The sequence below is a fragment of the Bradyrhizobium sp. Kon10 genome (assembly GCF_055807395.1).
On the sequence record NZ_JBVVOZ010000036.1, the window covers coordinates 40,727 to 63,064 of the forward strand.

Here is a 22,338-nt window from a genome sequence, read left to right on the forward strand (position 1 = left end):
CGAAGTGGTAACTCCGAGTGTTCGCCAAACTCCGCCCTGTGGTTATGGGTCCCGGATCGGCGCTCCGCTTCGCTCGCTTGTCCGGGACGACAGTGGAGTATGGTCCACAGCGGAGTATGCCTTGACTCTCTCTCGCCAAATCCCGAAAAAGCGCTCCAATCCGCCACCAGTCGTTAGCCTTCCCGAGAGGAAATCCCGATGTCCCTCCCCGCCCTCGAATCCACCATCAACGGCGCCTTCGAGGCGCGCGACGGCATCTCGACCTCGACCAAGGGCGAGGTGCGCGACGCGGTGGATCATGCGCTGGAGATCTTGGACAAGGGCGAAGCGCGTGTGGCCGAGCGCGGGGCTGACGGCAAGTGGAAGGTCAATCAGTGGCTGAAGAAGGCCGTGCTGCTGTCGTTCCGCCTCAACGACATGGGCGCCATTCCCGGCGGCCCGGGCAAGGCGACCTGGTGGGACAAGGTGCCCTCGAAGTTCGACGGCTGGGGCGAGAACCGTTTTCGCGACGCCGGCTTTCGCGCGGTGCCCGGCGCGATCGTGCGCCGCTCCGCCTTCATCGCCCGCAACGTCGTGCTGATGCCGTCCTTCGTCAATCTCGGCGCCTATGTCGATGAGAGCACCATGATCGACACCTGGTCGACGGTCGGCTCCTGCGCGCAGATCGGCAAGCGCGTACACATCTCCGGCGGCGTCGGTATCGGCGGCGTGCTCGAGCCGCTCCAGGCCGAGCCCGTAATCGTCGAGGACGACTGCTTCATCGGCGCGCGCTCCGAAGTCGCCGAAGGCGTCATCGTGCGCAAGGGCGCGGTGCTGGCGATGGGCGTGTTCCTGGGCGCTTCGACCAAGATCGTCGATCGCGAGACCGGCGAGATCTTCATCGGCGAGGTGCCGGAATATTCCGTGGTGGTGCCGGGCGCGCTGCCCGGCAAGCCCATGAAGAACGGCCAGATCGGCCCCAGCACCGCCTGCGCCGTGATCGTCAAGCGCGTCGACGAGCGCACGCGCTCAAAGACCAGCATCAACGAGCTGCTGCGGGATTAAGACTCTATCTTCCCCCTCTCCCGTTCTTACGGGGAGAGGGTTGGGGTGAGGGGCTTCTCTCCGCGGATGAGATGGCCGCGAGACCTGTACCCCCTCACCCGGATCGCAAGAGCGATCCGACCTCTCCCCGCAAGCGGGGCGAGGTGACTTGCGGCACCAGCTTGCCGCATCGAACCCACCCTTCCTCAATCGCGACAAATCACCGGGCGGCCCACCGCCCGGAGCCATTGGCATGGACTGGACCTGGTATCTCTTCCGCTTCGACGGCCGCATCAACCGCGCCCTGCTGTGGCAGGCGCTGCTGATCGTCATGCTGCTGGCAGCCGTACTCGGGACCATCGGTGAGGCCATCAACGTCTTCAAGGGCCACAAATCCACCACCACCACGCTTATCTTCTCCCTCGACTTCAATCTCGACGAGCTCTTCAACGCTGTCGATCCGAGGTCGTACCGTTTGCTGAGATCCGCAGACCGCCCAACCCTGATCTTCAAGCTGTCCGCAACGCCGCTGTTTCTGTGGATTTATCTCGCGACCGCCAACAAGCGGCTGCACGATCGCAACAGGAGCGGCTGGTGGATGATTCCGTTCTTCGTCGTGCCCGGCCTGTTCGACCAGTTCTCAGACCTGTTGCCGAAGTCCAACTGGGTTCTTCCGTTCACCCTCGCGGCCTCCATCCTGTGGCTGTGGGGTCTCGTCGAAATGTTCTGCTTGCGCGGCACCTCGGGCCACAACCGGTTTGGCCCCGACCCTCTGGCTGAAACCGAGAACAGCTCCGCATCCGCCTCGTCCCCTGCAAAAAGCTGGGACCAGCAGAGCGAGGTCGAAATTGTCCCGCCGAGTGCTAGCCCGCCCGGCGGCATGCATGTTAAGCGGAGCGCATGACCGATGCTCTCTCTATTGCCCGCGATCTGATCCGCTGCCCCTCGGTGACCCCGGCCGATGCCGGCGCACTCGGGGTGCTCGAAAAGGCCGTCACGGAAGCCGGCTTCGTTTGCCATCGCGTGACCTTCAGCGAGCCCGGCACCGCCGACGTCGACAATCTCTATGCGCGGATCGGCAGCGAAGGGCCGCACATCACCTTTGCCGGTCACACCGACGTGGTGCCGCCCGGCGACGAGACCGCCTGGAATGTCGGCGCGTTCTCGGGCGAGGTGAAGGATGGTTTCCTGCACGGCCGCGGCGCGGTCGATATGAAGGGCGGCATCGCCTGCTCGGTTGCGGCGGTGCTGGAGCATCTCGCCGCGAATGGCGGCAAGCCGCGCAGTGACGGAAAGGGCTCGATCTCGTTCCTGATCACGGGCGACGAGGAAGACGTCTCGATCAACGGCACCATCAAGCTGCTCAAATGGGCGGCGGAGCGCGGCGAGACATTCGATCATTGCGTGCTCGGCGAGCCCTCCAATGTCGAGACGCTCGGCGACACCATCAAGGTCGGCCGCCGCGGCTCGCAATCCGGCACGCTTTACGTCAACGGCGTGCAGGGCCATGTCGCCTATCCGCACCGCGCGTCCAATCCGGTGCCGGATATTTCGCGGCTGATCGTGGCGATCTCCGACGAGCCGCTCGACCATGGCAGCGCGCAGTTCCAGGCCTCCAATCTCGAATTCACCTCGGTCGACGTCGGCAACAAGGCCTACAACGTCATCCCCGGTGAGGCGCGCGCCAAGTTCAACATCCGCTACAACGACAACCACACCCAGGCGAGCCTGCGCGAGTTGGTCGAGACGCGGCTGACAAAAGCCTGCGGCAACCGCATCCGCGCCCGCATCGTCTGGGAGCCGTCGAACTCCAACGTGTTCGTCACCCAGCCCGGCCCGTTCACCGATCTTGCCGTGTCGGCGATCGAGGAGGTCACCGGACGCAAGCCGGAGCTGTCGACCTCAGGCGGCACCTCGGACGCGCGTTTCATCTCGAGCTATTGCCCGGTCATCGAATTCGGCCTGGTCGGCCAGACCATGCACCAGGTCGACGAACGCGTGCCGGTGGCGGATCTGCAGAAGCTGACGCAGGTGTATCGCGGGATTTTGCAGAGGTATTTTGGGTAGACGCGATCTTCGCGAGCCCTCCGCTGTCATCGCCCGATCCAGTATTCCAGAGACGGCAGTGATTGAGCCGAGAGGCCGCGGCGTACTGGATGCCCCGGTCAAGCCGGGGCATGACAGTGGTGGAAGTAGCGAGAGCGCGCGCCCTCACCCCAATCAATAATCCACCTTCATCAGATACAGCCCGTCCGGCGGAGCGACGATGCCGCAGGCGGCGCGGTTGCGGGCGGCGAGTGCCGCGGCGAGATCGTCCGCGGTCCAGCGGCCGTCGCCGACCCACACCAGCGAGCCCACCATCGAGCGCACCTGGCTGTGCAGGAACGAGCGCGCCGAGGTGACGATGGTGATCTCGCGGCCGTCGCGCAGCACATCGAGCTGATCGAGCGTCTTCTCCGGCGATTTGGCCTGGCACTCGGTGTCGCGGAACGTCGTGAAATCGTGCTTGCCGAGCAGGCGCTGCGCGGCGGCATGCATCGCGTTGCTGTCGAGCCGGCGCGGCACGCGCCAGGCGTGGCCGATATCGAGGGCGAGATTGGCGCGGGTGTTGACGATGCGGTAGCGATAGTGGCGCTTGATCGCCGAGAAGCGCGCCTCGAAGCTGTCAGGGACGATCTCGGCTTCGAGCACCGCGATCGGATGTGGGCGCAGATGTGCGTTGAGACCGTCGCGAAAACGCCCCGGCGGAAACTGCTTCTCGACGTCGACATGAGCGACCTGGCCGCGCGCATGCACGCCGGCATCAGTGCGGCCGGCACCATGCACCCGCAAATCCGCGCCAGTCATCGCCTTCACCGCCGCTTCGAGCGCGCCCTGCACCGAGGGCAGCGTCTCCTGTACCTGCCAGCCGAAGAACGGCGCGCCGTCATATTCAATGGTGAGCTTGTAGCGGGGCATCTCAATCCGGATGGTGTCATCGCCCGGCTTGACCGGGCGATCCAGTACTCCGAGACATCTCTGTTAAGCCGAGAAGCCTCGGCGTACTGGATACCCCGCCTTCGCGGGGTATGACAGTGCTAGATGAATTTGGCACCTGCTTTCACCGGCACGCCGCGCAGGAAGTCGACGGCCTGCATCCGCGCCTTGCCTTCGCGCTGCAGCTCGAGAATGCGGATCGCGCCCTCGCCGCACGCGACGCTGAGCTGGTCGTCGAGCACATCGCCCGGGGCACCTGCGCCTTTGGCGAACTCGCAGCGCAGGATTTTTACGCGCACGTTTTCGCTGACGTCTGCGAGCTCACTCCAGGCGCCGGGAAAAGGCGACAATCCGTGGATGTGACGCAGCACGTCGCGCGCGGGTTTGGTCCAGTCGATCCGGGCCTCGGCCTTGTCGATCTTGGCGGCGTAGGTGACGCCGTCCTCGCTCTGCTTCCTGAGCTGAAGGGCACCGCGGTCGAGCGCCGCCATGGCGCGCACCATCAGATCGGCGCCGAGCCGGGACAGGCGATCGTGCAGATCGGCTGCGGTCATGGCGTCCGTGATCGCAATGCGCTCGGCCATGGCGACGTCGCCGGTATCAAGCCCGACATCCATCTTCATCACCATCACGCCGCTCTCGGCGTCGCCGGCCATGATGGCGCGGTTGATCGGCGCGGCGCCGCGCCAGCGCGGCAGCAGCGAGGCGTGCAGATTGTAGCAGCCGAGCTTCGGCGCATCGAGAATGGCCTGCGGCAGGATCATGCCGTAGGCGACGACGACCGCAGCATCAGCGTCGAACGCGCGGAATTCGTCCAGCGCCTCCGGTGTCTTCAGCGTCTTCGGCGTCAGCACGGGAATGCCGAGCTTTCGCGCGGCTTCTTCCACCGGGGTCGGCTGCAATTGCAGGCCGCGCCGCCCGCCCGGCTTCGGCGCGCGGGTGTAGACGGCGACGATCTCGTGGCCATGCGCGACGAGCTCGAACAGCGTCGGCACGGAGAAGTCGGGCGTGCCCATGAAGATCAGGCGAAGGGGCATGTGAAAAACCTGCGAGAAACGCGATCCACTGACGATCATTCCGGGCGGCTCGAACAGCCGAACTACGGCGCGCAATTGCGCGCCTGAGAACCTCGAGATTCCGGGTTCGATGCTGCGCATCGCCCCGGAATGACAGATACCCTACTCCCCGCGCTTGGCGGCTTTCTCGAACTTCTTGATCACGCGGTCGCGCTTGAGTTTGGACAGATAGTCGACGAACAGCACGCCGTTGAGATGATCGATCTCGTGCTGGATGCAGGTGGCGTAGATGCCTTCGGCGTCTTCCTCGTGCACCTTGCCGTCGAGATCGGTGAAGCGCACGCGCACCTTGGCGGGGCGTTCGACCTCCTCGTAATATTCGGGGATCGAGAGGCAGCCTTCCTCATAGACCGACAGCTCCTCGGACGAGGACAGAATTTCCGGATTGATGAAGACGCGCGGCTCCGGATTGGTCTCGCCGTTCTCGTCGCGCTTGGCGAGATCCATGGTGATGAGGCGCAGCGGCTGCGCGACCTGGATCGCCGCGAGCCCGATGCCGGGCGCGTCGTACATGGTCTCGAACATGTCGTCGGCAAGCTTGCGGATCTCCGGCGTGACCTTCTCGATCGGCTTGGAGACCAGACGCAGCTGCCTGTCGGGCAGGATGATGATTTCTCTGAGGGCCATGGCCGCGATTTAAGCTGCGCGCCCGATGCGGTCAATGCAGCGAGGAACTCCGTTAACGGTCCGCTAACCATAAAACTTGAGGCTTTGCTAACCGTAAAAATTAAGGGGCCATTAACCAGAAATGTTCGCTATTCGTTCGCGAAACCCGCCGAATCGGCTAAAAGGCGGCCATGAACGAAATCATCTTCATGCTCGGCGACTGGCCGGTGCGCACCATCGACGCGCTGATCGGCTTTTGCGCCCTCGTCCTCATCCTGCTGGCAGTGATCGCCGTCGCGATCGCGCGGTCCTCGCGGCGCGGCGCGGAACTCGCGATGGCCAATGCCATCCGCGCCGACGAGCTCGAGGAGCGCGTCAGCCAGATGCTGCACGCCCAGAGCGAGGCTTCGGGCCGGGTGGATGCCATGACCCAGGCCCTCGCCGGCCGCCAGGCCGACATGGCGCGCGCGGTGAACGAGCGGCTGGATTCGGTGACCCACCGCGTCGGCCAGTCGATGGAGAACACCACTCGCAACACCATGGACAGCCTGCGCGCACTGCACGAGCGTCTCGGCATCATCGACAGCGCGCACAAGAACCTCACCGACCTCACCACCCAGGTCACGACCTTGCGCGACGTGCTCGCCAACAAGCAGTCGCGCGGCGCGTTCGGCCAGGCGCGCATGGAGGCGATCGTCCAGGACGGCTTGCCGAAGGGCGCCTACGAGTTCCAGTTTACGCTCTCGACCGGAAAGCGGCCGGACTGCGTGGTGTTCTTGCCCGACCAGCGCCCGCTCTGCATCGACGCGAAATTTCCGCTGGAGGCGATGACCGCGCTGCACGACGCCCGCACCGACGAGGAGCGCCGGATCGCCACGCAGCGGCTGCGCGCCGACGTGATGAAGCATGTCAGCGACATCGCCGAGAAATATCTGGTCGCCGGGGAGACCCAGGAAATGGCGCTGATGTTCGTGCCGTCGGAATCGGTCTACGCCGAGATCCATGACGGTTTCGACGACGTGATCCAGAAAGCCTATCGCGCCCGCGTGGTGCTGGTGTCGCCCTCGCTGCTGATGCTCGCGATCCAGGTGATGCAGCAGATCATGAAGGACGCGCGCATGCGCGACGCCGCCGACCAGATCCGCACCGAAGTGATCAAGCTTGGCGACGACCTCGGCCGCCTCAGGGACCGCGTGCTGAAACTGCAGAAGCATTTTGCCGACGCCAACGAGGACGTCCGGCAGGTGCTGATCTCCGCCGACAAGATCGAGAAGCGAGCGGGGCGGATCGAGGAGCTCGATTTCAGCAAGACCGACGCCCCCGAAGGCCCGCATTTGGTGGCCACCGGCGCCGCCGAGCTGTTCCCACGGAAGCTGCAAGCGGGGGAGTGAGGCCCGGTACACTGTCATGCCCCGCGAAGGCGGGGCATCCAGTACGCCGCGGCGGTGGTGATTGAGCCGAGATGCCGGTGATTACTGGATCGTCCGCCTTCGCGGACGATGACAGCGAGAGGAATGCGGCATGGGGGCACGCTGCTACTACGTTTACATCCTCGCCAGCAAGATCGACGGAACGTTGTATATCGGCGTGACGAATGATCTGATCCGCCGGGTGGCCGAGCATAAATCGAAGCTGATCGAGAGCTTCACGGAGAAGTACGATGTCGCTCGACTGGTCTATTTCGAGCAGCTCGATGACCCCGAGAACGCCATCAAACGAGAGAAGCGGCTGAAAAAATGGAAGCGCGCCTGGAAGATCGCGCTAATCGAGAAGGACAATCCGGATTGGAACGATCTTTATGCGGGGATCGCTGGTCCTCCCTAATTTCGGCCTCTGGAATACTGGGTCGCCCGGTCAAGCCCGGCGACGACACCTCCTTTGTGGCCGGCGGGAACGACACCTCCCTTGTGGCCGCCAGAATCTGCTAACACCTGCCCATGACCGCACCCGACGCGACCTCCGCCGCCGGAACAGACACTTCCGCCACCTCGTGGCGCGACAGCCTCGCCGTGTACCTGCAACCGCGGGTGCTGATCGTGCTGTTTCTCGGCTTCTCCTCCGGGCTGCCGCTCGCGTTGTCGGGGTCGACCTTGCTGGTGTGGATGCGGGAATCCGGCGTCGATCTCGGCACCATCGGGCTGTTCGCGCTGGTCGGCACGCCGTACACGCTGAAATTCCTGTGGGCTCCGCTGGTGGATGCGCTGCATGTGCCGCTGTTCACCCGCGCGTTCGGCCGGCGGCGCGGCTGGCTGCTGTTCTCGCAGCTGCTGCTGATCATCGCGATCCTGCTCCTGGCGCTGACCGATCCCGCGCGCTCGCCGTTCTACGTCGCGCTCGGCGCGCTGCTGGTGGCGACGACGTCATCGACGCAGGACATCGTGGTCGATGCCTTCCGCGTCGAGAGCCTGCCCGAGAGCGAGCAGGCCGCCGGCATGGCATCCTATGTCGCGGCCTATCGCATCGGCATGCTGGTCTCGACCGCCGGCGCGCTGTTCATCGTCTCCGGTTTCGAGAGCACCGGCATTGCGCGCGCATCGGCCTGGATGTGGGGCTATGTGGTGATGGCAGCGATGGTGCTGATCGGGACGGTCACGGCACTGGTCGCCACCGAGCCCGAGCAATCGGCGCGGGCCGAAGCAGCGACGCACACCGAGACGGCCTTCGCGCGCGTGCTCCACGCCGCGATCGGCGCCTTCTCGGAGTTCCTGTCGCGCAAGGACGCGCTCGCCGCGCTCATCTTCGTCGTGCTGTTCAAGTTCACCGACGCGTTCTCCGGCACCATGACAGCGCCGTTCGTGATCGACCTCGGGTTCTCCCGCAACGACTATGCGGCGATCGTGAAGGGCGTCGGCCTCGCCGCGACGCTGATCGGCGGCTTTGCCGGCGGCTTTGTCGCGCGGCGCTATTCGCTGGCGACGTCGCTGTGGATCGGCGGCGTCTTGCAGGCGCTCGCCAACCTCTCCTTCTCCTGGCTGGCCTTCGTGGGCACCAGTCAATGGGCGCTGGCCTTCGCCATCACTTGCGAGAACTTCACCAGCGCGATCGGCACCGTGATCTTCGTCGCCTATCTCTCGGCGCTGTGCCAGAACCCGCTGCACACGGCGACGCAATATGCGCTGCTCACCGCGCTGGCGGCGGTCGGACGGACGTATCTCTCATCGGGTGCGGGCTATGTCGCCAAGGCGACCGGATGGCCGCTGTTCTTCGCGATCTGCGTGCTGGTGGCGGTCCCGAGCCTCGTCCTGCTGACATGGCTGCAGAAGCGACGGCATTTCGAGACGCTGGGGCAGGTGCGGATTTAGCAGGGCGCCGCCTCACACTCGGCATTGCGAGCGAAGCGAAGCAATCCAGAATCTCTCCTCAGAACCAGTCTGGATGCTTCGTCGCAAGGGCTCCTCGCAACGACGACGAGAGCAGAGCGGACCCCCTACTGCTTCCTCACCAAACTCCACTTCGTGATCACGGCTTCGCTCATCTGGCCGGGATCGCTGGCGCAGGCGACTTCGTCGACCTTGACCGAGATCTCCTTGCCGGCAAACGTCTTCAACTGCGCAGCCTGGGCATCGCCATTGGGGACGAGCTGGAAGGTCTCCGGCCCGGTCTCGAGATTGCACAGCCCGTTCGGCGGCGGCAGGCGGCGCGGCTCGGACGTGATCTGGTAGGTCGCAACCCTCTTGCCGGCGTTCTTGACGTCGCGCACTTTCATGGTGTTCAGCTCGCCGGAGAGCACCTCGCCGGCGTTGATCGGCTTGCCGGGCTTTGAAGGCGGCAACGCCTCGTCGTCCTGTTGCGCGGAGAAGGCCGGGGTCACCAGCACTGTCATCATCGCGGCCAAAGCCAATCGCGTGGCGAAAAGTTTCGTCATGTGGTCCGTTCCGTAACTTCTGGATTGCTAGAACAGGGTCCGCTGCCGCATCGCGGCCGACAGCGTCCCTTCATCGAGATAATCAAGCTCGCCACCGACCGGCACACCATGGGCGAGACGCGTTACTTTTACGTTGGCGTCCTGGAGCAGGTCGGTGATGTAGTGCGCGGTGGTCTGGCCGTCCACCGTCGCATTCAGCGCCAGGATGATTTCGTGGACCTGTGCGTCATGCGCGCGCGCGACCAGCGCATCGATGGTCAGATCCTGCGGGCCGACGCCGTCGAGCGGCGACAAGGTCGCCCCTAACACATGGTAACGACCTTGAGTCGCATTGGCCCGCTCCAGCGCCCAGAGATCGGCGACATCGGCGACGACGACGATGATCGACGGATCGCGCCGCGGATCGATGCAGACCGTGCAGGGATTTTGCGTGTCGATGTTGCCGCAGGTCTTGCAGACCTGAACCTTGTCGAGCGCCACTTGCAGGGCGGAGGACAGCGGCATCATCAGCGCTTCGCGCTTCTTGATCAGATGCAACGCCGCGCGCCGCGCGGAGCGCGGACCGAGGCCCGGCAGCCGTGCGAGAAGCTGCACCAGCCGCTCGATTTCGGGACCTGCAACCGCGCCCATATTATTGGCCGAACAGCCCCGGCGGCAGGCCGAGCCCGCCGGTGAGCGACTGCATCTTTTCCTGCATCGCCGTCTCCGCCTTGCGGCGAGCGTCACCGAGCGCGGTGACCAGAAGGTCCTCCAGCACCTCGCGCTCTTCCGGCTTCATCAGCGAGGGGTCGATCTTGACGCCCTTGACGTCCATCTTCGCGGTCATCCGCACGGCGACCAGGCCGCCGCCGGAGATACCCTCGACCTCTACATTGGCAAGCTGCTCCTGCATCTCCTGCATCTTGGATTGCAGCTGCGCCGCCTGCTTCATCATGCCGAGAAAATCAGCCATCGGTGCGTGTCCTCAAAACTGGCTCAGAGATCGTCGCCGTCGGAATCGTCGGGCGGATCGTCACTGCCATAGTCCGCATTAATATTGGTTTCCGGCGTCTCGGGGGCAAGCCTGCGGACCTCGACGACCTTCGCACCGGGGAAACGCGACAGCACCTCCTGAACGCGCGGATCGGCTTCCGCGGTACGTGCGTGCTCCTGCTTGGCGGCCTGGTTCACCGAGCGCAGCGTCGGCTGGCCCTGTTCATTGGAGACGATCACGGTCCAGCGGCGGCCGGTCCAGAGTTCGAACTTGCGTGCGAGCTCGGTGATCATGGTCTTGGAGGCATTCGGCTCGAGCGCGATCTCGAGCCGGCCTTCCTCGAAACGGACGAGGCGCATGTCGCTTTCGAGCGCGCCCTTGGTCATCAGGTCGCGTTTCTGGCCGGCGAGCGCGACGAGCTGGGTGAAGCTCGTGACCCGCAGCGCGGGGGCGGCAGCTTGCGGATCCGGCGCGGGCGCGGCCATCTGCGGCCGGGCGCCGCCGCCGAACGATGAAGGCGACGAGGTCGGCGCGCGAACAGGCGCCGCCGAGGCAACAGGTGCTGCCGGCGTACTGCGCGCGGCACTGCTGCCGCTCACGACCGGCGAACCGCCGCCGTTCTGTTCCAGCATTTTGATGGCTTCGTCCGGCGTCGGCAGGTCGGCGACATAGGCGATGCGCACCAGCACCATCTCGGCGGCAGCCGCCGGGCGCGTCGCGGCCTGCACCTCGGTAATGCCCTTGAGCAGCATCTGCCACATCCGCGACAGCACGCGCATCGAGATCTTGGACGCGAATTCACGTGCGCGCACGCGCTCGGTCTCGCCATAGGCGACATTGTCCGCGGTCGCCGGCACGATCTTGACGCGGGTGACGAAGTTGACGAATTCGGCGAGATCCGAGAGCACCACGATGGGGTCAGCCCCGACGTCGTACTGGTCGCGGAACTCCTTGAAGGCGGCCGCGATGTCGCCACGCGCCAGCGAATCGAAGAGATCGATGACGCGGGTGCGGTCGGCGAGCCCCAGCATCTGCCTGATAGCATCGGCCTTCACGGTGCCCGCCGCATGCGCGATCGCCTGGTCGAGCAGCGACAGCGAATCACGCACGGAACCTTCCGCCGCGCGCGCGATGATGCCGAGCGCCTCGGGCTCGATCTCGACGTTTTCCTTCGCAGCGATGTTGGCGAGGTGCTTCATCAGCACGTCGGCCTCGACCCGGCGCAGATCAAAACGCTGGCAGCGCGACAGCACGGTCACCGGAACTTTTCGGATCTCTGTCGTCGCGAACACGAATTTGGCGTGCTCCGGCGGTTCCTCCAGCGTCTTCAGGAAGGCATTGAACGCCGCCGTCGACAGCATGTGGACTTCATCGATGATGTAGACCTTGTAGCGGGCGCTGGCAGGGGCATAGCGCACGCTGTCATTGATCTGGCGGACGTCGTCGACGCCGGTATGCGACGCCGCGTCCATCTCCAGCACGTCCATGTGCCGGCTTTCCATGATCGCCTGGCAATGCACGCCCAGTGTCGGCATGTGGACGGTCGGCCCCTTCACCGAGTCGTCCGGGATCTCGTAGTTTAGCGCACGGGCGAGGATGCGCGCGGTGGTGGTCTTGCCGACGCCGCGGACGCCGGTGAGAATCCACGCCTGCGGAATGCGCCCGGTTTCGAACGCATTGGAGACGGTGCGAACCACGGCCTCCTGGCCGATCAGATCGTCAAAGCTGGAGGGGCGATATTTGCGTGCCAGCACCCGGTAGGGCGTGCCCGCCGGCGCGCCGAGTGCAAAGCCGGCCTGGCTGGCGCTATCGGAATTGGGAGGGGCGCCAGCATCGGTCATCGGTCGATCCGCAATGAAATCTCTCTCAGCCGGCTTTGCGGAAAGGAGCGCGCTGGCGGTTCGAGCCGCCGGCGCAATTCGCTCGAAAAAACGGTAGGAGACTGACGAGCGACCCGATCCGGACCTCGTTAGGGCTGCTTCCTTCCGGACCTGACCCGGTTGGCGAGTGGCTCGTCCACCGCCAATCTCCCGGTGCCTATTTGGAGCCAAAAGGGCGGGAAAGCAAGCGGGTATCATCTTGGACGGGCTGGGCTTAGCCTCGATTTATCCTTGGCTTGGCATTGGCATGCCTGGCCTCCGGGCAATTCCCGGTGTGCCCAGCCGATAGGCTGTGCTTTCACTGCCGAGGGCGCCTTGGAACGCTGCCGGAACTCCATCGCGGTCGACCAGGGCTCGCCGCACGACCAGGTCGTCAGCTGGCTGACACCAAAGGCGCAGATCCCGCGGCTGAAGAGCGCCGACGAGGCCACCGCCGCGCTCCAGACCGGCCGCGTCGACGCTGTGCCTGATCACCATGCTGTCGCTGACGGTTTTGAAGAAGAATCCTTCGCTCGGCCAGTTTCGTGCTGCCGACGCCGATTTTCGCCACGACGTCGAATGCCGGCTTCCGCCGCGAGAGCGACAACACCTGGCGCGACTACCTCAACACCTGGATCGACTTCAACAAGGGTCTCGGCTTCATCCGCAACGCGATCGTCACGAACATGGAGCTGATGGGCGTGACCGAAGCGGACATTCCGCCGGCGTTTCGCTGTAGGCGATGAGTTTGAGTCGGACCCTATCCGCTACGCGCGGTGCGCCCCCTCTCCCGCTTGCGGGAGAGGGTTGGGGTGAGGGTCTCTCCTCCAGGGAGACTCCCCAAGAGGAAACAGCCCTCACCCGGCGCGCTGCCGCGCACCGACCTCTCCCGCAAGCGGGAGGGGTGCAGTGAGACCGCCGCTCTGCCTGACCAAACTTCTTCGCGACTGAGGCCCAAAAGAATATGTACCAGTGGGACTTTGGCATCCTCTGGAGCTATCGCTGGCTCTTTCTCGACGGCAAGTCGACGCTGCTCCGCTGCATCAATCTCCTGGTCGCGCCCGACGGCGGCAGCGTCCGCGTCGGCGACACGCACTTCACATTCGGCGATGGCGCAAGGCTGCCGGACGTCAAGACACTCGCAACATTCCGTGCCACCACCGGCATGGTGTTCCAGCATTTCAATATATTCCCGCACATGACGACGCTTCAGAACGTGATGGAGGGCCGAGACGGACGCCGAGAAGCTGGCGGTCGTCCCACCGGAAGACTCTTCACTACGAGCTTTCGCCAAACTTCTTCCTGGGGATATGGGTCCCGGATCTGCGCTCCGCTTCGCTGCGCTTGTCCGGGACGACGATCGAGTATGCAGTGATAGCGGAGCCCCAACCTTCCCCTCGTCAACTGCGTGTCGTATGGTCCGGCCAAACAAGCCCCATCGGGCCATCCGGAAGCCTTCATGTCTGAACCCGCCTGGTCGCTGCACTCCCGCCTGAAAGAGGACACCATCGACATCGGCGACTTGCCGCTATCGAAGGTGCTGGTCATCAAGGACGCGCATTATCCCTGGCTGCTGCTGGTGCCGCGGCGCGCGGATGCAGTCGAGATCATCGATCTCGATGAAGTGCAGCAGGCGCAGCTGATGACGGAGATCTCCCGCGTCTCGCGCGCGCTGAAGGAGATCACCCAATGCGACAAGCTCAATATCGCGGCGCTCGGCAACCTCGTGCCGCAGCTGCACGTGCACATCATCGCGCGCCGGAGCAGTGACGCCGCCTGGCCGCGGCCGGTGTGGGGGGTGATGAAGCCCTTGGCGCATGACGCCACCGAGGTGCAGACTTTCATCAGCGCGCTTCGCCGAAAAATCTGGTTGGGTTGAAAGAACAAATGTCAGCATTCGATTCCTTTCCGCTGGGGCAACCGGCCTTCGTCACCAACGTGCTCGATCGCGCCGCGCATCTGCGCCGCGACGAGGAAAAACTGTTCGCGATGGAGCAGAAGGTCTCATCGCGCGCCTATGTCGTCTACCGCGACTCGCTGCTGGTGAAGCGCGAAGGCGAAAAGGCGCGCGCGTTGCTGGCAATCGACGAGGCCCTAAAGTGCGGCGCCAATCCCGGCACGATTTTCTTAGGGCTGCGCGATGGTGCGGCCGTGTTCGGCATGGGGATGCCGCAGGCCGCCGCCGAGAAGCTGATCGGGCGGGAGGACTATACCGTCACCGAGCTGCGCGGCATGGCGATGCAGGGCGCGATTCCACCGCAAGAGCTCTCGGCGATCGCGATGGCGAAATCGATGGTGAGCTGGCACCAGCGCCACGGCTATTGCGCCAATTGCGGCGCGCGCAGCGCGATGAAGGAAGGCGGCTGGAAGCGCGAATGCCCTTCCTGCAAGGCCGAGCACTTTCCCCGCACTGATCCGGTCGTGATCATGCTGGTGGCTTCCGGCGAAAAATGCCTGCTCGGGCGCCAGAAGCAGTTTCCGCCGGGCATGTATTCCTGCCTCGCCGGCTTCGTCGAGGCCGCCGAGACGATCGAGGATGCGGTGCGCCGCGAGATCCTCGAAGAGTCCGGCATCAGCTGCACCGACGTGCAGTATTACATGACTCAGCCCTGGCCGTATCCGTCGTCGCTGATGATCGGTTGCAGCGCGCGGGCCGTGAGCGAGGACATCGTCGTCGATCACTCCGAGCTGGAGGATGCGCGCTGGTTCACACGCGAGGAGGCAGCCCTGATGCTGACGCGAACGCATCCCGACGGGCTCGCCGGCCCGCATCCCTTCGCCATCGCCCATCATCTGCTCGGCCGCTGGGTGCACGAAAAGAGCGGCGCTTGAGCTGAGATCGGCGATGGCCGGGATCGCGCCGCGCATCCTCTGCATCGGCATTCCCGTGCGCGACCTCATCTTTCGCGTCGAGGCCGTGCCCGAGCGCGGCAGCAAGGCCAATGCCAGTCACCTTGCGGAGATCTGCGGCGGCAACGCGCTCAATGCCGCGATCGCCATCGCCCGGCTCGGCGGCCGCGTCGCGTTCGCCGGTCCGATGGGCGATGCGCAGGAAACGTCGAGCCGTTTCATCCTCGAGCTGATGGCCGTCGAGGGTGTCGATACCACGCATATCGTGCGCATGCCGGGTCTCATGACTCCGGTCTCTGCGATCATGATCGAGCCCTCCGGCGAACGAACGCTCACCATCTATCGCGACCCTGCGCTGTGGCGCGTGATGCTGTCCGATCCCGACGAACTGCTGGCCGACTGCCGGGCGGTTCTGGTCGAAAGCCGCTGCGCCCCGTTCTGCACCGACGTCTGCCTCGAAGCGCGCCGCCGCGGCATTGCAGTGATCGTCGGCGTCGACCGCGCGATGGCGCCGACTGACCGCTTGCTGACCGACGCCTCGCATCTGCTGTTCGCCAGCGAGCAGGTGCAGGAAACCGCTGGTGTGGCCGATGATGGCGATGCCTTGAAGCGCCTCTCCGGGCTGACACCGGCCTTCCTGGCCGCCACCCGTGGCCCGCGCGGTACGATCTGGCTGAACGAGTCGGGCGCTCTGGAGGAGACGGCGGCCTTCGCGGTCCAGGCGGTCGATACGCTCGGCGCCGGCGACGTTTTCCATGGCGCCTTTACGCTTCGCTTGGCTCAAACCGGCGACGTGCGTGAGGCGCTGCGATTCGCCGCGGCCGCCGCAGCACTGAAATGCGCCCGGCATGGCGGCGGCCTGGCTGCACCACAACGCATTGAAGTTGAAGGGCTTTTGCGCAGCCACCGGCCGCCAACCTAAGTCGCCCGCCAAGATTATGGGCTTGCGATAGAAGATTTTTCTATATATGAGGTAAAGAAGCCCACATAATGGAACAAAGTTCTTCAAATGACTGACCTCGCTGTCCAACTCCCCGAGACCAGCCGCCGCCTCGACGCCATCGATCGCAAGATCCTGATGGTGCTCCAGGACGATGCCTCCCTGTCGGTGGCCGAGATCGGCGACCGTGTCGGGCTGTCCTCGACGCCCTGCTGGAAGCGCATCCAGCGCCTGGAAGCTGACGGCGTGATCATCAAGCGGGTGGCCCTCGTCGACCAGAACAAGATCGGGCTCGGCATCTCCGTGTTCGTCTCGGTCGAGAGCTCCGATCATTCGGACGCCTGGCTCAAGAAGTTCGCCGAAGCCGTCAGTGCGATGCCCGAGGTGATGGAGTTCTACCGCATGGCCGGCGACGTCGATTACATGCTGCGCGTCGTGGTCGCGGACATGCAGGCCTATGACGTGTTCTACAAGAAGCTGATCAGCGCCGTGCCGCTGAAGAACGTCACCTCGCGCTTCGCGATGGAGAAGATCAAGTCGGTCACGGCGCTGCCGATCCCGGCGGTGGTGGCGGGTTAGCTTTCACTCCAGAGAAGCTGTCATCGCCCGGCTTGACCGGGCGATCCAGTACTCCGTGACGCCTGAAATCGATTGAGAAGTCGCGGCGTACTGGGTGCCCGCCTGCGCGGGGCATGACACGGTGCGTCTGATACGCACTCGCCACTTCAAATCTTCTGATTGTACTCCCCGACTTGCGGATGGGTGCGCAGCACGCTGTTCACCATCTCGAACATGTCGTGCATGCGCTGCTCGGAGACCGGGCTCTCGACCACGACCACGAGCTCGGGCTTGTTGGAGGAGGCGCGCATCAGACCCCAGCTGCCGTCCTCGACCGTGACGCGCACGCCGTTGACCGTGACGAGATCGCGGATCGCCTGACCGCCGATCTTGGCGCCCTTCACCTGCAAATCTTCAAAATGCTTCACCACGGCGTCGATGACGCCGTATTTGACCTCGTCGGCGCAATGCGGCGACATCGTCGGCGACGACCAGGTCTTCGGCAGCGCGTCCTTGAGGTCGGCCATCGACTTGCCGGGCGCGCGGTCGAGCATGTCGCAGATCGCGATCGCCGAGACCAGACCGTCGTCATAGCCGCGTCCGTACGGCTTGTTGAAGAAGAAGTGGCCGGACTTCTCGAAGCCAGCGAGCGCGCCCATCTCGTGGGTGCGGCGCTTCATGTAGGAATGACCGGTCTTCCAATAGGCGACCTTCGCGCCCTGCTTCCGCAACACGGGATCGGTGACGAACAGGCCGGTCGACTTCACGTCGACGACGAACTGCGCGTCCTTGTGGATCGCCGACATGTCGCGCGCCAGCATCACGCCGACCTTGTCGGCAAAAATCTCCTCGCCGGTGTTGTCGACGACGCCGCAGCGGTCGCCGTCACCGTCGAAGCCGAGGCCGACATCGGCCTTGTGCTGCAGCACCGCGTCGCGGATCGCGTGCAGCATCTCCATGTCCTCGGGGTTCGGATTGTATTTCGGGAAGGTATGGTCGAGCTCGGTGTCGAGCGGGATCACCTCGCAGCCGATCGCTTCCAGCACCTGGGGGGCGAACGCACCGGCGGTGCCGTTGCCGCAGGCGGCGACCACCTTGAGCTTGCGCTTCAGCTTCGGACGGCTGGTGAGATCGGCGATGTAGCGCGCCGGATAGTTTTCATGGAATTGGTAGGAGCCGCCGGCCTTGTTCTTGAAGTCGGCGTTGAGCACGATTTCTTTCAACCGAGTCATCTCGTCGGGGCCGAACGTCATCGGGCGGTTGGCGCCCATCTTCACGCCGGTCCAGCCGTTGTCGTTGTGCGAAGCGGTGACCATGGCGCAGCAGGGCACGTCGAGGTCGAACTGCGCGAAATACGCCATCGGCGTCACCGCAAGCCCGATGTCGTGGACCTTGCAGCCCGCCGCCATCAGGCCCGAGATCAGCGCGTATTTGATCGAGGCCGAATAGCTGCGGAAATCATGGCCGGTGACGATCTCCTGCTTGACGCCGAGCTCGGCGATCAGCGCGCCCAGCCCCATGCCGAGCGCCTGCACACCCATCAGGTTGATTTCCTTCTGGAACAGCCAGCGCGCGTCGTATTCGCGAAAACCAGTGGCCTTCACCATCGGCTCGGATTCGAAGGCATAGGTGTTGGGCAGCAACACGGATTTCGGCTTGGGGAACATTGCGACGATCTCGCGAAAATGACGGAAATTGATGCAGCCTTAGCGAATGCCAGGCCGCCGCGGAAGACGGGAATGAAGGCTTATGGCGGATAATTGCGGCAGTTTGGTAACGGGGGAGCATTACCCCGAGAGCGGTCCAAAGAAAGACATTCTTCAAATTATTTGGTCGCGCGAGCCCCGAGGGTTGACCTCACTGCTCCAGCACCATCTGGCCATTGGCGTACTCAAAGCGCTTCAGGCGGGACAGGAAGGAGAGGCCGAGCAGGTTCTCCGACAGCGCCTCGTCCGGCAGCACCATGGCATCGACGTCGCGCACGACGAGGCCGCCGACGTCGAGCATGGCGATGCGGGTGCGGGCAGCCTTGATGGTGCCGTTGGCGGTGGAGACAGTCGCGTTGTACTCGCTGCGCGAGGGACGCAGGCCGAAGCGCGCCGCCGAGCTCTCGTTCAGCGCGACCACGGAGGCGCCGGTGTCGACCATGAAGCCGATGCGCTGGCCATCGATACGGCCGTCAGTCTGGAAATGGCCGCGACCGTCCCGGGGGATGCTGAGGCTGCGACCGCCGGTTGGCGCGTTGGACGCAACTGCTACCGTAAGCGGCACCGATGTCGCCGAGGCGGAGCTCATCCTGTCCGCCATCTGCGCCATGAAGGTGCCCAGCCCAATCATGATGGCCGCGAAGATCATTATGTTACGCATGACACCACTCGGGACTGAAGGCACGATCTGACCACGCGGCGTGCCAGCCCGCGAGCGAAGCCGCGACTGGGCCGGTGTCATTTTGCCGAAAAGGATGAGCGAAGGGTTAATCCGCGCTCTGATTGCTCAAGTGCCCCGCGGTTTGGCCCGCCGGGTCGGCAGCGCGCTGGCCGGATCCTCCGGCCAGGGGTGCCGCGGATAGCGGCCACGCAGGTCCGAGCGCACCGCGCTGTAGCTGCCGCGCCAAAAACCGGGAAGATCGCGCGTCACCTGCACCGGGCGCTGCGCCGGCGACAGCAATTCCAGCACCAGCGGCACCTTGCCGGCCGCGATCGACGGATGGGTGTTGAGCCCGAACAATTCCTGGAGCCGCACCGCGATGGTCGGCCCCTGCTCGGCCTCGTAGTCGATCGCGAGCACCGTGCCGGTCGGCGCCTCGAAATGCGTCGGCGCTTCGCGCTCGAGCCGGGCGCGCATCTCCCAGGGCAGCAACGCCATCTGTGCATCGGAGAGATCGCCGGCCGAGATATCCTTGAGCGCGGTCTTGCCGTAGAGCGCCGGTACCAGCCAATCATCGCGCCGCGCGATCAGACCATCATCCGACAGATCAGGCCAGCTCTCGCCTTCCGCCTTGCGCAGGAACATCACACGGTCGCGCCATTGTTTGGCAGCCTTCGACCAGGGCAAGCGGTCGAGACCGGCTGCGATCAGCCCATCGGCGAAGACGCGCGCGGTGTCCTCCGACGGCGACACCGCCAGCGTCGCCTCGGACAGCGTGATCGCGTGCAGGGCGCGCTTGCGCCGCGCGCGCAGTGCCATCGCGCCGCGGTCGAAGGAGATCTCGTCCACCGTCTCGATATGCTCGGCGAAATGCCGCTCGATCTCGCCCTCGGTGATTTGCGCGGCGAGCAGGATGCGGCCGCTCGCGGCCGTCCCCGTCATCTCGCCAATGGCGATATAGGGCGCGCGCGCGAGCGGCGAGATCTGCTCCACCGCGGCACCGCGGCCATTGGCGAGCACGAAACTCCCGTTGCCGCGGTTGCGCGCGACACGATCCGGGAAAGCGTAGGCGAGCATCAGCCCGGTCGAGAGATCATCCCGCTCGGCGGCCTTCTCTGAGGCCGCGACCTGCGAAGCCCAGCGCCGCGCCAGGTCGCGCGCGCTCGACGCGCGCGGCGAGCGGTCGCGGCGGAACTGGTCGCGCCTGTGCTCCAGGTCGGCGCTGTCTCCGCCGAGCCCGCGCTCGGTGAGGATGGCGGCAATCTCGGCGGCGGCCTCACCCGCACCTTGGCGGTGCGAATCCACGATCATGCGCGCGAGCCGCGGCGGCAGCGCCAGCGCGCGCAGGCTCTTGCCTTCCGCAGTGATGCGGCCGTCGCCATCAAGCGCATTCAGCTCGGTAAGCAGGCTCTTGGCCTCCTTCCAGGCCGGCTGCGGCGGCGGATCGAGGAACGACAGGGCGGCGGGGTCAGCGACGCCCCATTGCGCCAGATCGAGCACCAGCGAGGACAGATCGGCACTGAGGATTTCCGGCTGGGTATAGGGCGCAAGTGACGCCGTCTGCGGCTCGTCCCACAGCCGGTAGCAAACGCCGGGTTCGGTGCGGCCGGCGCGACCGCGGCGCTGGTCCGCCGCCGCGCGCGAGGCGCGCACGGTTTCGAGCCGCGTCAGCCCGATATCAGGCTCGTAGCGCGGCACGCGGGCGAGACCGGAATCGACGACGATGCGTACGCCCTCGATGGTCAGCGAGGTCTCGGCGATCGAGGTCGCCAGCACCACCTTGCGCATGCCCTTGGGCGCCGGTGAGATGGCGCGATCCTGCACGGCGGCATCGAGAGCGCCGAACAGCGGCACGATCTCGATGGAGGCATCCTGCACCCGTTCAGCGAGGAAGTTCTGGGTGCGGCGGATTTCCGCAGCACCCGGCAGGAACGCCAAGACGGACCCCGCATCGGCGCGGAGCGCAGAGGCGATCGCATCCGCCATCTGCCTCTCAACCTGCACATCCGCCTTGCGACCGAGATAGCGCGTCTCGACCGGAAACGCGCGGCCCTCGCTTTCGACGACGGGAGCCTCGCCGAGCAGCCTGGCGACGCGCGCGCCGTCGAGCGTTGCGGACATCACCAGGATGCGCAGATCCTCGCGGAGGCCCAGCTGCGCATCGCGCGCCAGCGCGAGGCCGAGATCGGCGTCGAGCGAGCGTTCGTGGAATTCGTCGAACAGGACGGCCGCAATGCCGGAGAGCTCGGGGTCGTCGAGGATCTGGCGTGTAAAAATGCCCTCCGTCACCACCTCGATGCGGGTCGCGCGCGATATTTTCGAGCCGAAGCGAACGCGATAGCCGACGGTCTCGCCTGCGCGCTCGCCGAGCGACTTGGCCATGCGATCGGCGCTGGCGCGAGCCGCGATGCGCCGCGGCTCCAGCACGATGATCTTTTTGCCCTTGGCCCAGGGCGCATCCAGCAGCGCCAGCGGCACCCGCGTGGTCTTGCCGGCGCCGGGCGGTGCCACCAGCACGGCGGCGGCATGCGCCTCCAGCGTGCGCGAGAGGTCGTCGAGCACGGCATCGATCGGGAGGGGCGTGTCGAAGCTGCGGGGCAAAGAATTATCCGGTCGTCATGCCAGGGCAAAAGCGCGAAGCGCGTCTTCACGCAGACGTCCCGGGCATCCACGTCTTGGGTTAGAAAACAGACGTGGATGGCGGGGACCCGGCTCCGCGAACGCTTCGCCGGGCTTACAGGTGTCGGGCCGGCGAAGCTTAGGCGAAGACGGCAAGCCCGGCCATGACGGAATCGTTGCGACGTTGATCGCTAGCCCTGTACCGACGACCGCCCGATGCTCTCATAGACGAAGCCGGCGGCGGCCATCTCTTCGGGGCGGTAGATGTTGCGCAAGTCGACGATGACGGGCTGCGCCATGGTCGCCTTCAGCCGGTCGAGATCGAGCGCGCGGAACTGCACCCATTCGGTGACGATGACGATGGCATCGGCACCTTGCGCGCAAGAATAGGCGTCCTCGCAATAGGTGATGCTGGGCAGCTCACCCTTGGCCTGCTCCATCCCGACGGGATCAAAGGCCTTGACCTTGGCGCCCATGTCGAGCAGACCGGTGACCAGCGGGATTGAGGGCGCATCGCGCATGTCGTCGGTGTCGGGCTTGAAGGTGAGACCGAGCACCGCGATGGTCTTGCCGCGCAGCGAGCCGCCGAGCGCCTGGCTGACTTTCCGCGCCATCGCGCGCTTGCG

Annotated in this window: 21 protein-coding genes, 1 other RNA gene and 2 pseudogenes; 12 read left to right on the plus strand and 12 right to left on the minus strand. The window is 65.1% G+C overall.

The annotated features are described in order from the left end of the window. The first annotated feature begins 198 nt into the window (after positions 1-198). The 3 genes from dapD to dapE all read left to right on the plus strand — a co-directional run bounded on the left by dapD (position 199) and on the right by dapE (position 3,090). On the plus strand, positions 199-1,044 hold the full coding sequence (dapD, locus tag AC0L2O_RS31245; RefSeq protein WP_369719634.1) for a 2,3,4,5-tetrahydropyridine-2,6-dicarboxylate N-succinyltransferase: 846 nt from the start codon (positions 199-201) through the stop codon (positions 1,042-1,044). A gap of 232 nt (positions 1,045-1,276) precedes the next feature. After that, positions 1,277-1,927, plus strand: a complete 651-nt coding sequence (locus AC0L2O_RS31250; protein ID WP_473372468.1) for a DUF805 domain-containing protein — start codon at positions 1,277-1,279, stop codon at positions 1,925-1,927. Continuing rightward, entirely contained in the window at positions 1,924-3,090 is a 1,167-nt protein-coding gene (dapE, locus tag AC0L2O_RS31255; protein ID WP_473372469.1) for a succinyl-diaminopimelate desuccinylase, read from the plus strand. The genes AC0L2O_RS31250 and dapE overlap by 4 nt, the downstream gene beginning before the upstream one ends. 153 nt (positions 3,091-3,243) lie before the next feature. Here the strand turns inward: dapE and truA are convergent, their stop codons facing one another. The 3 genes from truA to def all read right to left on the minus strand — a co-directional run bounded on the left by truA (position 3,244) and on the right by def (position 5,702). Continuing rightward, positions 3,244-3,981, minus strand: coding sequence for a tRNA pseudouridine(38-40) synthase TruA (gene truA, locus AC0L2O_RS31260; RefSeq protein WP_369719637.1), 738 nt, complete (start codon positions 3,979-3,981; stop codon positions 3,244-3,246). Between the two features lie 119 nt (positions 3,982-4,100). Further along, a complete protein-coding gene (fmt, locus tag AC0L2O_RS31265; RefSeq protein WP_473372470.1) occupies positions 4,101-5,036 on the minus strand; it encodes a methionyl-tRNA formyltransferase in 936 nt (311 codons plus the stop codon). 141 nt (positions 5,037-5,177) lie between these two features. Next, positions 5,178-5,702 (minus strand): peptide deformylase, encoded by a 525-nt coding sequence (gene def, locus AC0L2O_RS31270; RefSeq protein WP_369719638.1) that lies wholly within the window; start codon positions 5,700-5,702, stop codon positions 5,178-5,180. Positions 5,703-5,872: 170 nt separating this feature from the next. Here def and AC0L2O_RS31275 point away from each other — a divergent pair, with 170 nt between their 5' ends. The 3 genes from AC0L2O_RS31275 to AC0L2O_RS31285 all read left to right on the plus strand — a co-directional run bounded on the left by AC0L2O_RS31275 (position 5,873) and on the right by AC0L2O_RS31285 (position 8,983). Continuing rightward, a complete protein-coding gene (locus AC0L2O_RS31275; protein ID WP_473372471.1) occupies positions 5,873-7,072 on the plus strand; it encodes a DNA recombination protein RmuC in 1,200 nt (399 codons plus the stop codon). A 130-nt stretch (positions 7,073-7,202) separates the two neighbouring features. Beyond that, positions 7,203-7,505, plus strand: a complete 303-nt coding sequence (locus AC0L2O_RS31280; RefSeq protein ID WP_473372472.1) for a GIY-YIG nuclease family protein — start codon at positions 7,203-7,205, stop codon at positions 7,503-7,505. 113 nt (positions 7,506-7,618) lie between these two features. Then, complete coding sequence (locus AC0L2O_RS31285) at positions 7,619-8,983, plus strand: AmpG family muropeptide MFS transporter (protein ID WP_473372473.1); 1,365 nt, start codon at positions 7,619-7,621, stop codon at positions 8,981-8,983. Positions 8,984-9,108: 125 nt separating this feature from the next. Here the strand turns inward: AC0L2O_RS31285 and AC0L2O_RS31290 are convergent, their stop codons facing one another. From AC0L2O_RS31290 to ffs, 5 genes are all read right to left on the minus strand, one after another. After that, entirely contained in the window at positions 9,109-9,546 is a 438-nt protein-coding gene (locus tag AC0L2O_RS31290) for a hypothetical protein (RefSeq protein ID WP_473372474.1), read from the minus strand. Positions 9,547-9,573: 27 nt separating this feature from the next. Next, positions 9,574-10,176, minus strand: coding sequence for a recombination mediator RecR (gene recR, locus AC0L2O_RS31295; RefSeq protein ID WP_473372475.1), 603 nt, complete (start codon positions 10,174-10,176; stop codon positions 9,574-9,576). A gap of 1 nt (position 10,177) precedes the next feature. Beyond that, positions 10,178-10,498, minus strand: a complete 321-nt coding sequence (locus AC0L2O_RS31300) for a YbaB/EbfC family nucleoid-associated protein (protein ID WP_369719644.1) — start codon at positions 10,496-10,498, stop codon at positions 10,178-10,180. A 23-nt stretch (positions 10,499-10,521) separates the two neighbouring features. Further along, positions 10,522-12,360, minus strand: a complete 1,839-nt coding sequence (locus AC0L2O_RS31305) for a DNA polymerase III subunit gamma/tau (RefSeq protein WP_473372476.1) — start codon at positions 12,358-12,360, stop codon at positions 10,522-10,524. A 93-nt stretch (positions 12,361-12,453) separates the two neighbouring features. Continuing rightward, positions 12,454-12,550, minus strand: an RNA gene (gene ffs, locus AC0L2O_RS31310) — signal recognition particle sRNA small type. Between the two features lie 185 nt (positions 12,551-12,735). Between ffs and AC0L2O_RS31315 the strand changes: the two are divergent. The 6 genes and pseudogenes from AC0L2O_RS31315 to AC0L2O_RS31340 form a co-directional block, all read left to right on the plus strand. After that, a pseudogene (locus AC0L2O_RS31315) lies at positions 12,736-13,124 on the plus strand (type 2 periplasmic-binding domain-containing protein); the annotation flags it as partial. Positions 13,125-13,396: 272 nt separating this feature from the next. After that, a pseudogene (locus AC0L2O_RS31320) lies at positions 13,397-13,606 on the plus strand (ATP-binding cassette domain-containing protein); the annotation flags it as partial. Positions 13,607-13,837: 231 nt separating this feature from the next. Beyond that, positions 13,838-14,257 (plus strand): HIT domain-containing protein, encoded by a 420-nt coding sequence (locus AC0L2O_RS31325; RefSeq protein ID WP_409190952.1) that lies wholly within the window; start codon positions 13,838-13,840, stop codon positions 14,255-14,257. 8 nt (positions 14,258-14,265) lie between these two features. Beyond that, on the plus strand, positions 14,266-15,210 hold the full coding sequence (nudC, locus tag AC0L2O_RS31330) for an NAD(+) diphosphatase (protein ID WP_473372477.1): 945 nt from the start codon (positions 14,266-14,268) through the stop codon (positions 15,208-15,210). 13 nt (positions 15,211-15,223) lie between these two features. Continuing rightward, positions 15,224-16,150, plus strand: a complete 927-nt coding sequence (locus AC0L2O_RS31335) for a sugar kinase (RefSeq protein WP_473372478.1) — start codon at positions 15,224-15,226, stop codon at positions 16,148-16,150. A gap of 87 nt (positions 16,151-16,237) precedes the next feature. Next, positions 16,238-16,747: an Lrp/AsnC family transcriptional regulator gene (locus AC0L2O_RS31340; protein ID WP_473372479.1), complete on the plus strand. Its 510-nt coding sequence runs from the start codon at positions 16,238-16,240 to the stop codon at positions 16,745-16,747. Positions 16,748-16,893: 146 nt separating this feature from the next. Here AC0L2O_RS31340 and AC0L2O_RS31345 read toward each other — a convergent pair whose 3' ends face one another. From AC0L2O_RS31345 to AC0L2O_RS31360, 4 genes are all read right to left on the minus strand, one after another. Beyond that, positions 16,894-18,393: a phosphomannomutase/phosphoglucomutase gene (locus tag AC0L2O_RS31345; RefSeq protein ID WP_473372480.1), complete on the minus strand. Its 1,500-nt coding sequence runs from the start codon at positions 18,391-18,393 to the stop codon at positions 16,894-16,896. 190 nt (positions 18,394-18,583) lie between these two features. Beyond that, positions 18,584-19,093, minus strand: coding sequence for a TIGR02281 family clan AA aspartic protease (locus AC0L2O_RS31350; protein ID WP_409190955.1), 510 nt, complete (start codon positions 19,091-19,093; stop codon positions 18,584-18,586). A gap of 126 nt (positions 19,094-19,219) precedes the next feature. Next, a complete protein-coding gene (hrpB, locus tag AC0L2O_RS31355) occupies positions 19,220-21,694 on the minus strand; it encodes an ATP-dependent helicase HrpB (protein WP_473372481.1) in 2,475 nt (824 codons plus the stop codon). Between the two features lie 209 nt (positions 21,695-21,903). Continuing rightward, positions 21,904-22,338, minus strand: a 435-nt coding sequence (locus AC0L2O_RS31360; RefSeq protein WP_473372482.1) for a UDP binding domain-containing protein, incomplete at its 5' end; no start/stop codon positions are given.

Excerpts from the sequence above, each read along its gene's own strand:
- AC0L2O_RS31340 (WP_473372479.1), top strand. The coding sequence starts at position 16,238 with ATGACTGACCTCGCTGTCCAACTCCCCGAGACCAGCCGCCGCCTCGAC.
- AC0L2O_RS31345 (WP_473372480.1), bottom strand. The coding sequence starts at position 18,393 with ATGTTCCCCAAGCCGAAATCCGTGTTGCTGCCCAACACCTATGCCTTC.
- fmt (WP_473372470.1), bottom strand. The coding sequence starts at position 5,036 with ATGCCCCTTCGCCTGATCTTCATGGGCACGCCCGACTTCTCCGTGCCG.
- def (WP_369719638.1), bottom strand. The coding sequence starts at position 5,702 with ATGGCCCTCAGAGAAATCATCATCCTGCCCGACAGGCAGCTGCGTCTG.
- AC0L2O_RS31325 (WP_409190952.1), top strand. The coding sequence starts at position 13,838 with ATGTCTGAACCCGCCTGGTCGCTGCACTCCCGCCTGAAAGAGGACACC.
- truA (WP_369719637.1), bottom strand. The coding sequence starts at position 3,981 with ATGCCCCGCTACAAGCTCACCATTGAATATGACGGCGCGCCGTTCTTC.
- AC0L2O_RS31300 (WP_369719644.1), bottom strand. The coding sequence starts at position 10,498 with ATGGCTGATTTTCTCGGCATGATGAAGCAGGCGGCGCAGCTGCAATCC.
- dapD (WP_369719634.1), top strand. The coding sequence starts at position 199 with ATGTCCCTCCCCGCCCTCGAATCCACCATCAACGGCGCCTTCGAGGCG.
- AC0L2O_RS31280 (WP_473372472.1), top strand. The coding sequence starts at position 7,203 with ATGGGGGCACGCTGCTACTACGTTTACATCCTCGCCAGCAAGATCGAC.
- AC0L2O_RS31285 (WP_473372473.1), top strand. The coding sequence starts at position 7,619 with ATGACCGCACCCGACGCGACCTCCGCCGCCGGAACAGACACTTCCGCC.
- AC0L2O_RS31305 (WP_473372476.1), bottom strand. The coding sequence starts at position 12,360 with ATGACCGATGCTGGCGCCCCTCCCAATTCCGATAGCGCCAGCCAGGCC.
- dapE (WP_473372469.1), top strand. The coding sequence starts at position 1,924 with ATGACCGATGCTCTCTCTATTGCCCGCGATCTGATCCGCTGCCCCTCG.
- recR (WP_473372475.1), bottom strand. The coding sequence starts at position 10,176 with ATGGGCGCGGTTGCAGGTCCCGAAATCGAGCGGCTGGTGCAGCTTCTC.
- AC0L2O_RS31350 (WP_409190955.1), bottom strand. The coding sequence starts at position 19,093 with ATGCGTAACATAATGATCTTCGCGGCCATCATGATTGGGCTGGGCACC.
- nudC (WP_473372477.1), top strand. The coding sequence starts at position 14,266 with ATGTCAGCATTCGATTCCTTTCCGCTGGGGCAACCGGCCTTCGTCACC.
- AC0L2O_RS31250 (WP_473372468.1), top strand. The coding sequence starts at position 1,277 with ATGGACTGGACCTGGTATCTCTTCCGCTTCGACGGCCGCATCAACCGC.
- AC0L2O_RS31335 (WP_473372478.1), top strand. The coding sequence starts at position 15,224 with ATGGCCGGGATCGCGCCGCGCATCCTCTGCATCGGCATTCCCGTGCGC.
- AC0L2O_RS31290 (WP_473372474.1), bottom strand. The coding sequence starts at position 9,546 with ATGACGAAACTTTTCGCCACGCGATTGGCTTTGGCCGCGATGATGACA.
- AC0L2O_RS31275 (WP_473372471.1), top strand. The coding sequence starts at position 5,873 with ATGAACGAAATCATCTTCATGCTCGGCGACTGGCCGGTGCGCACCATC.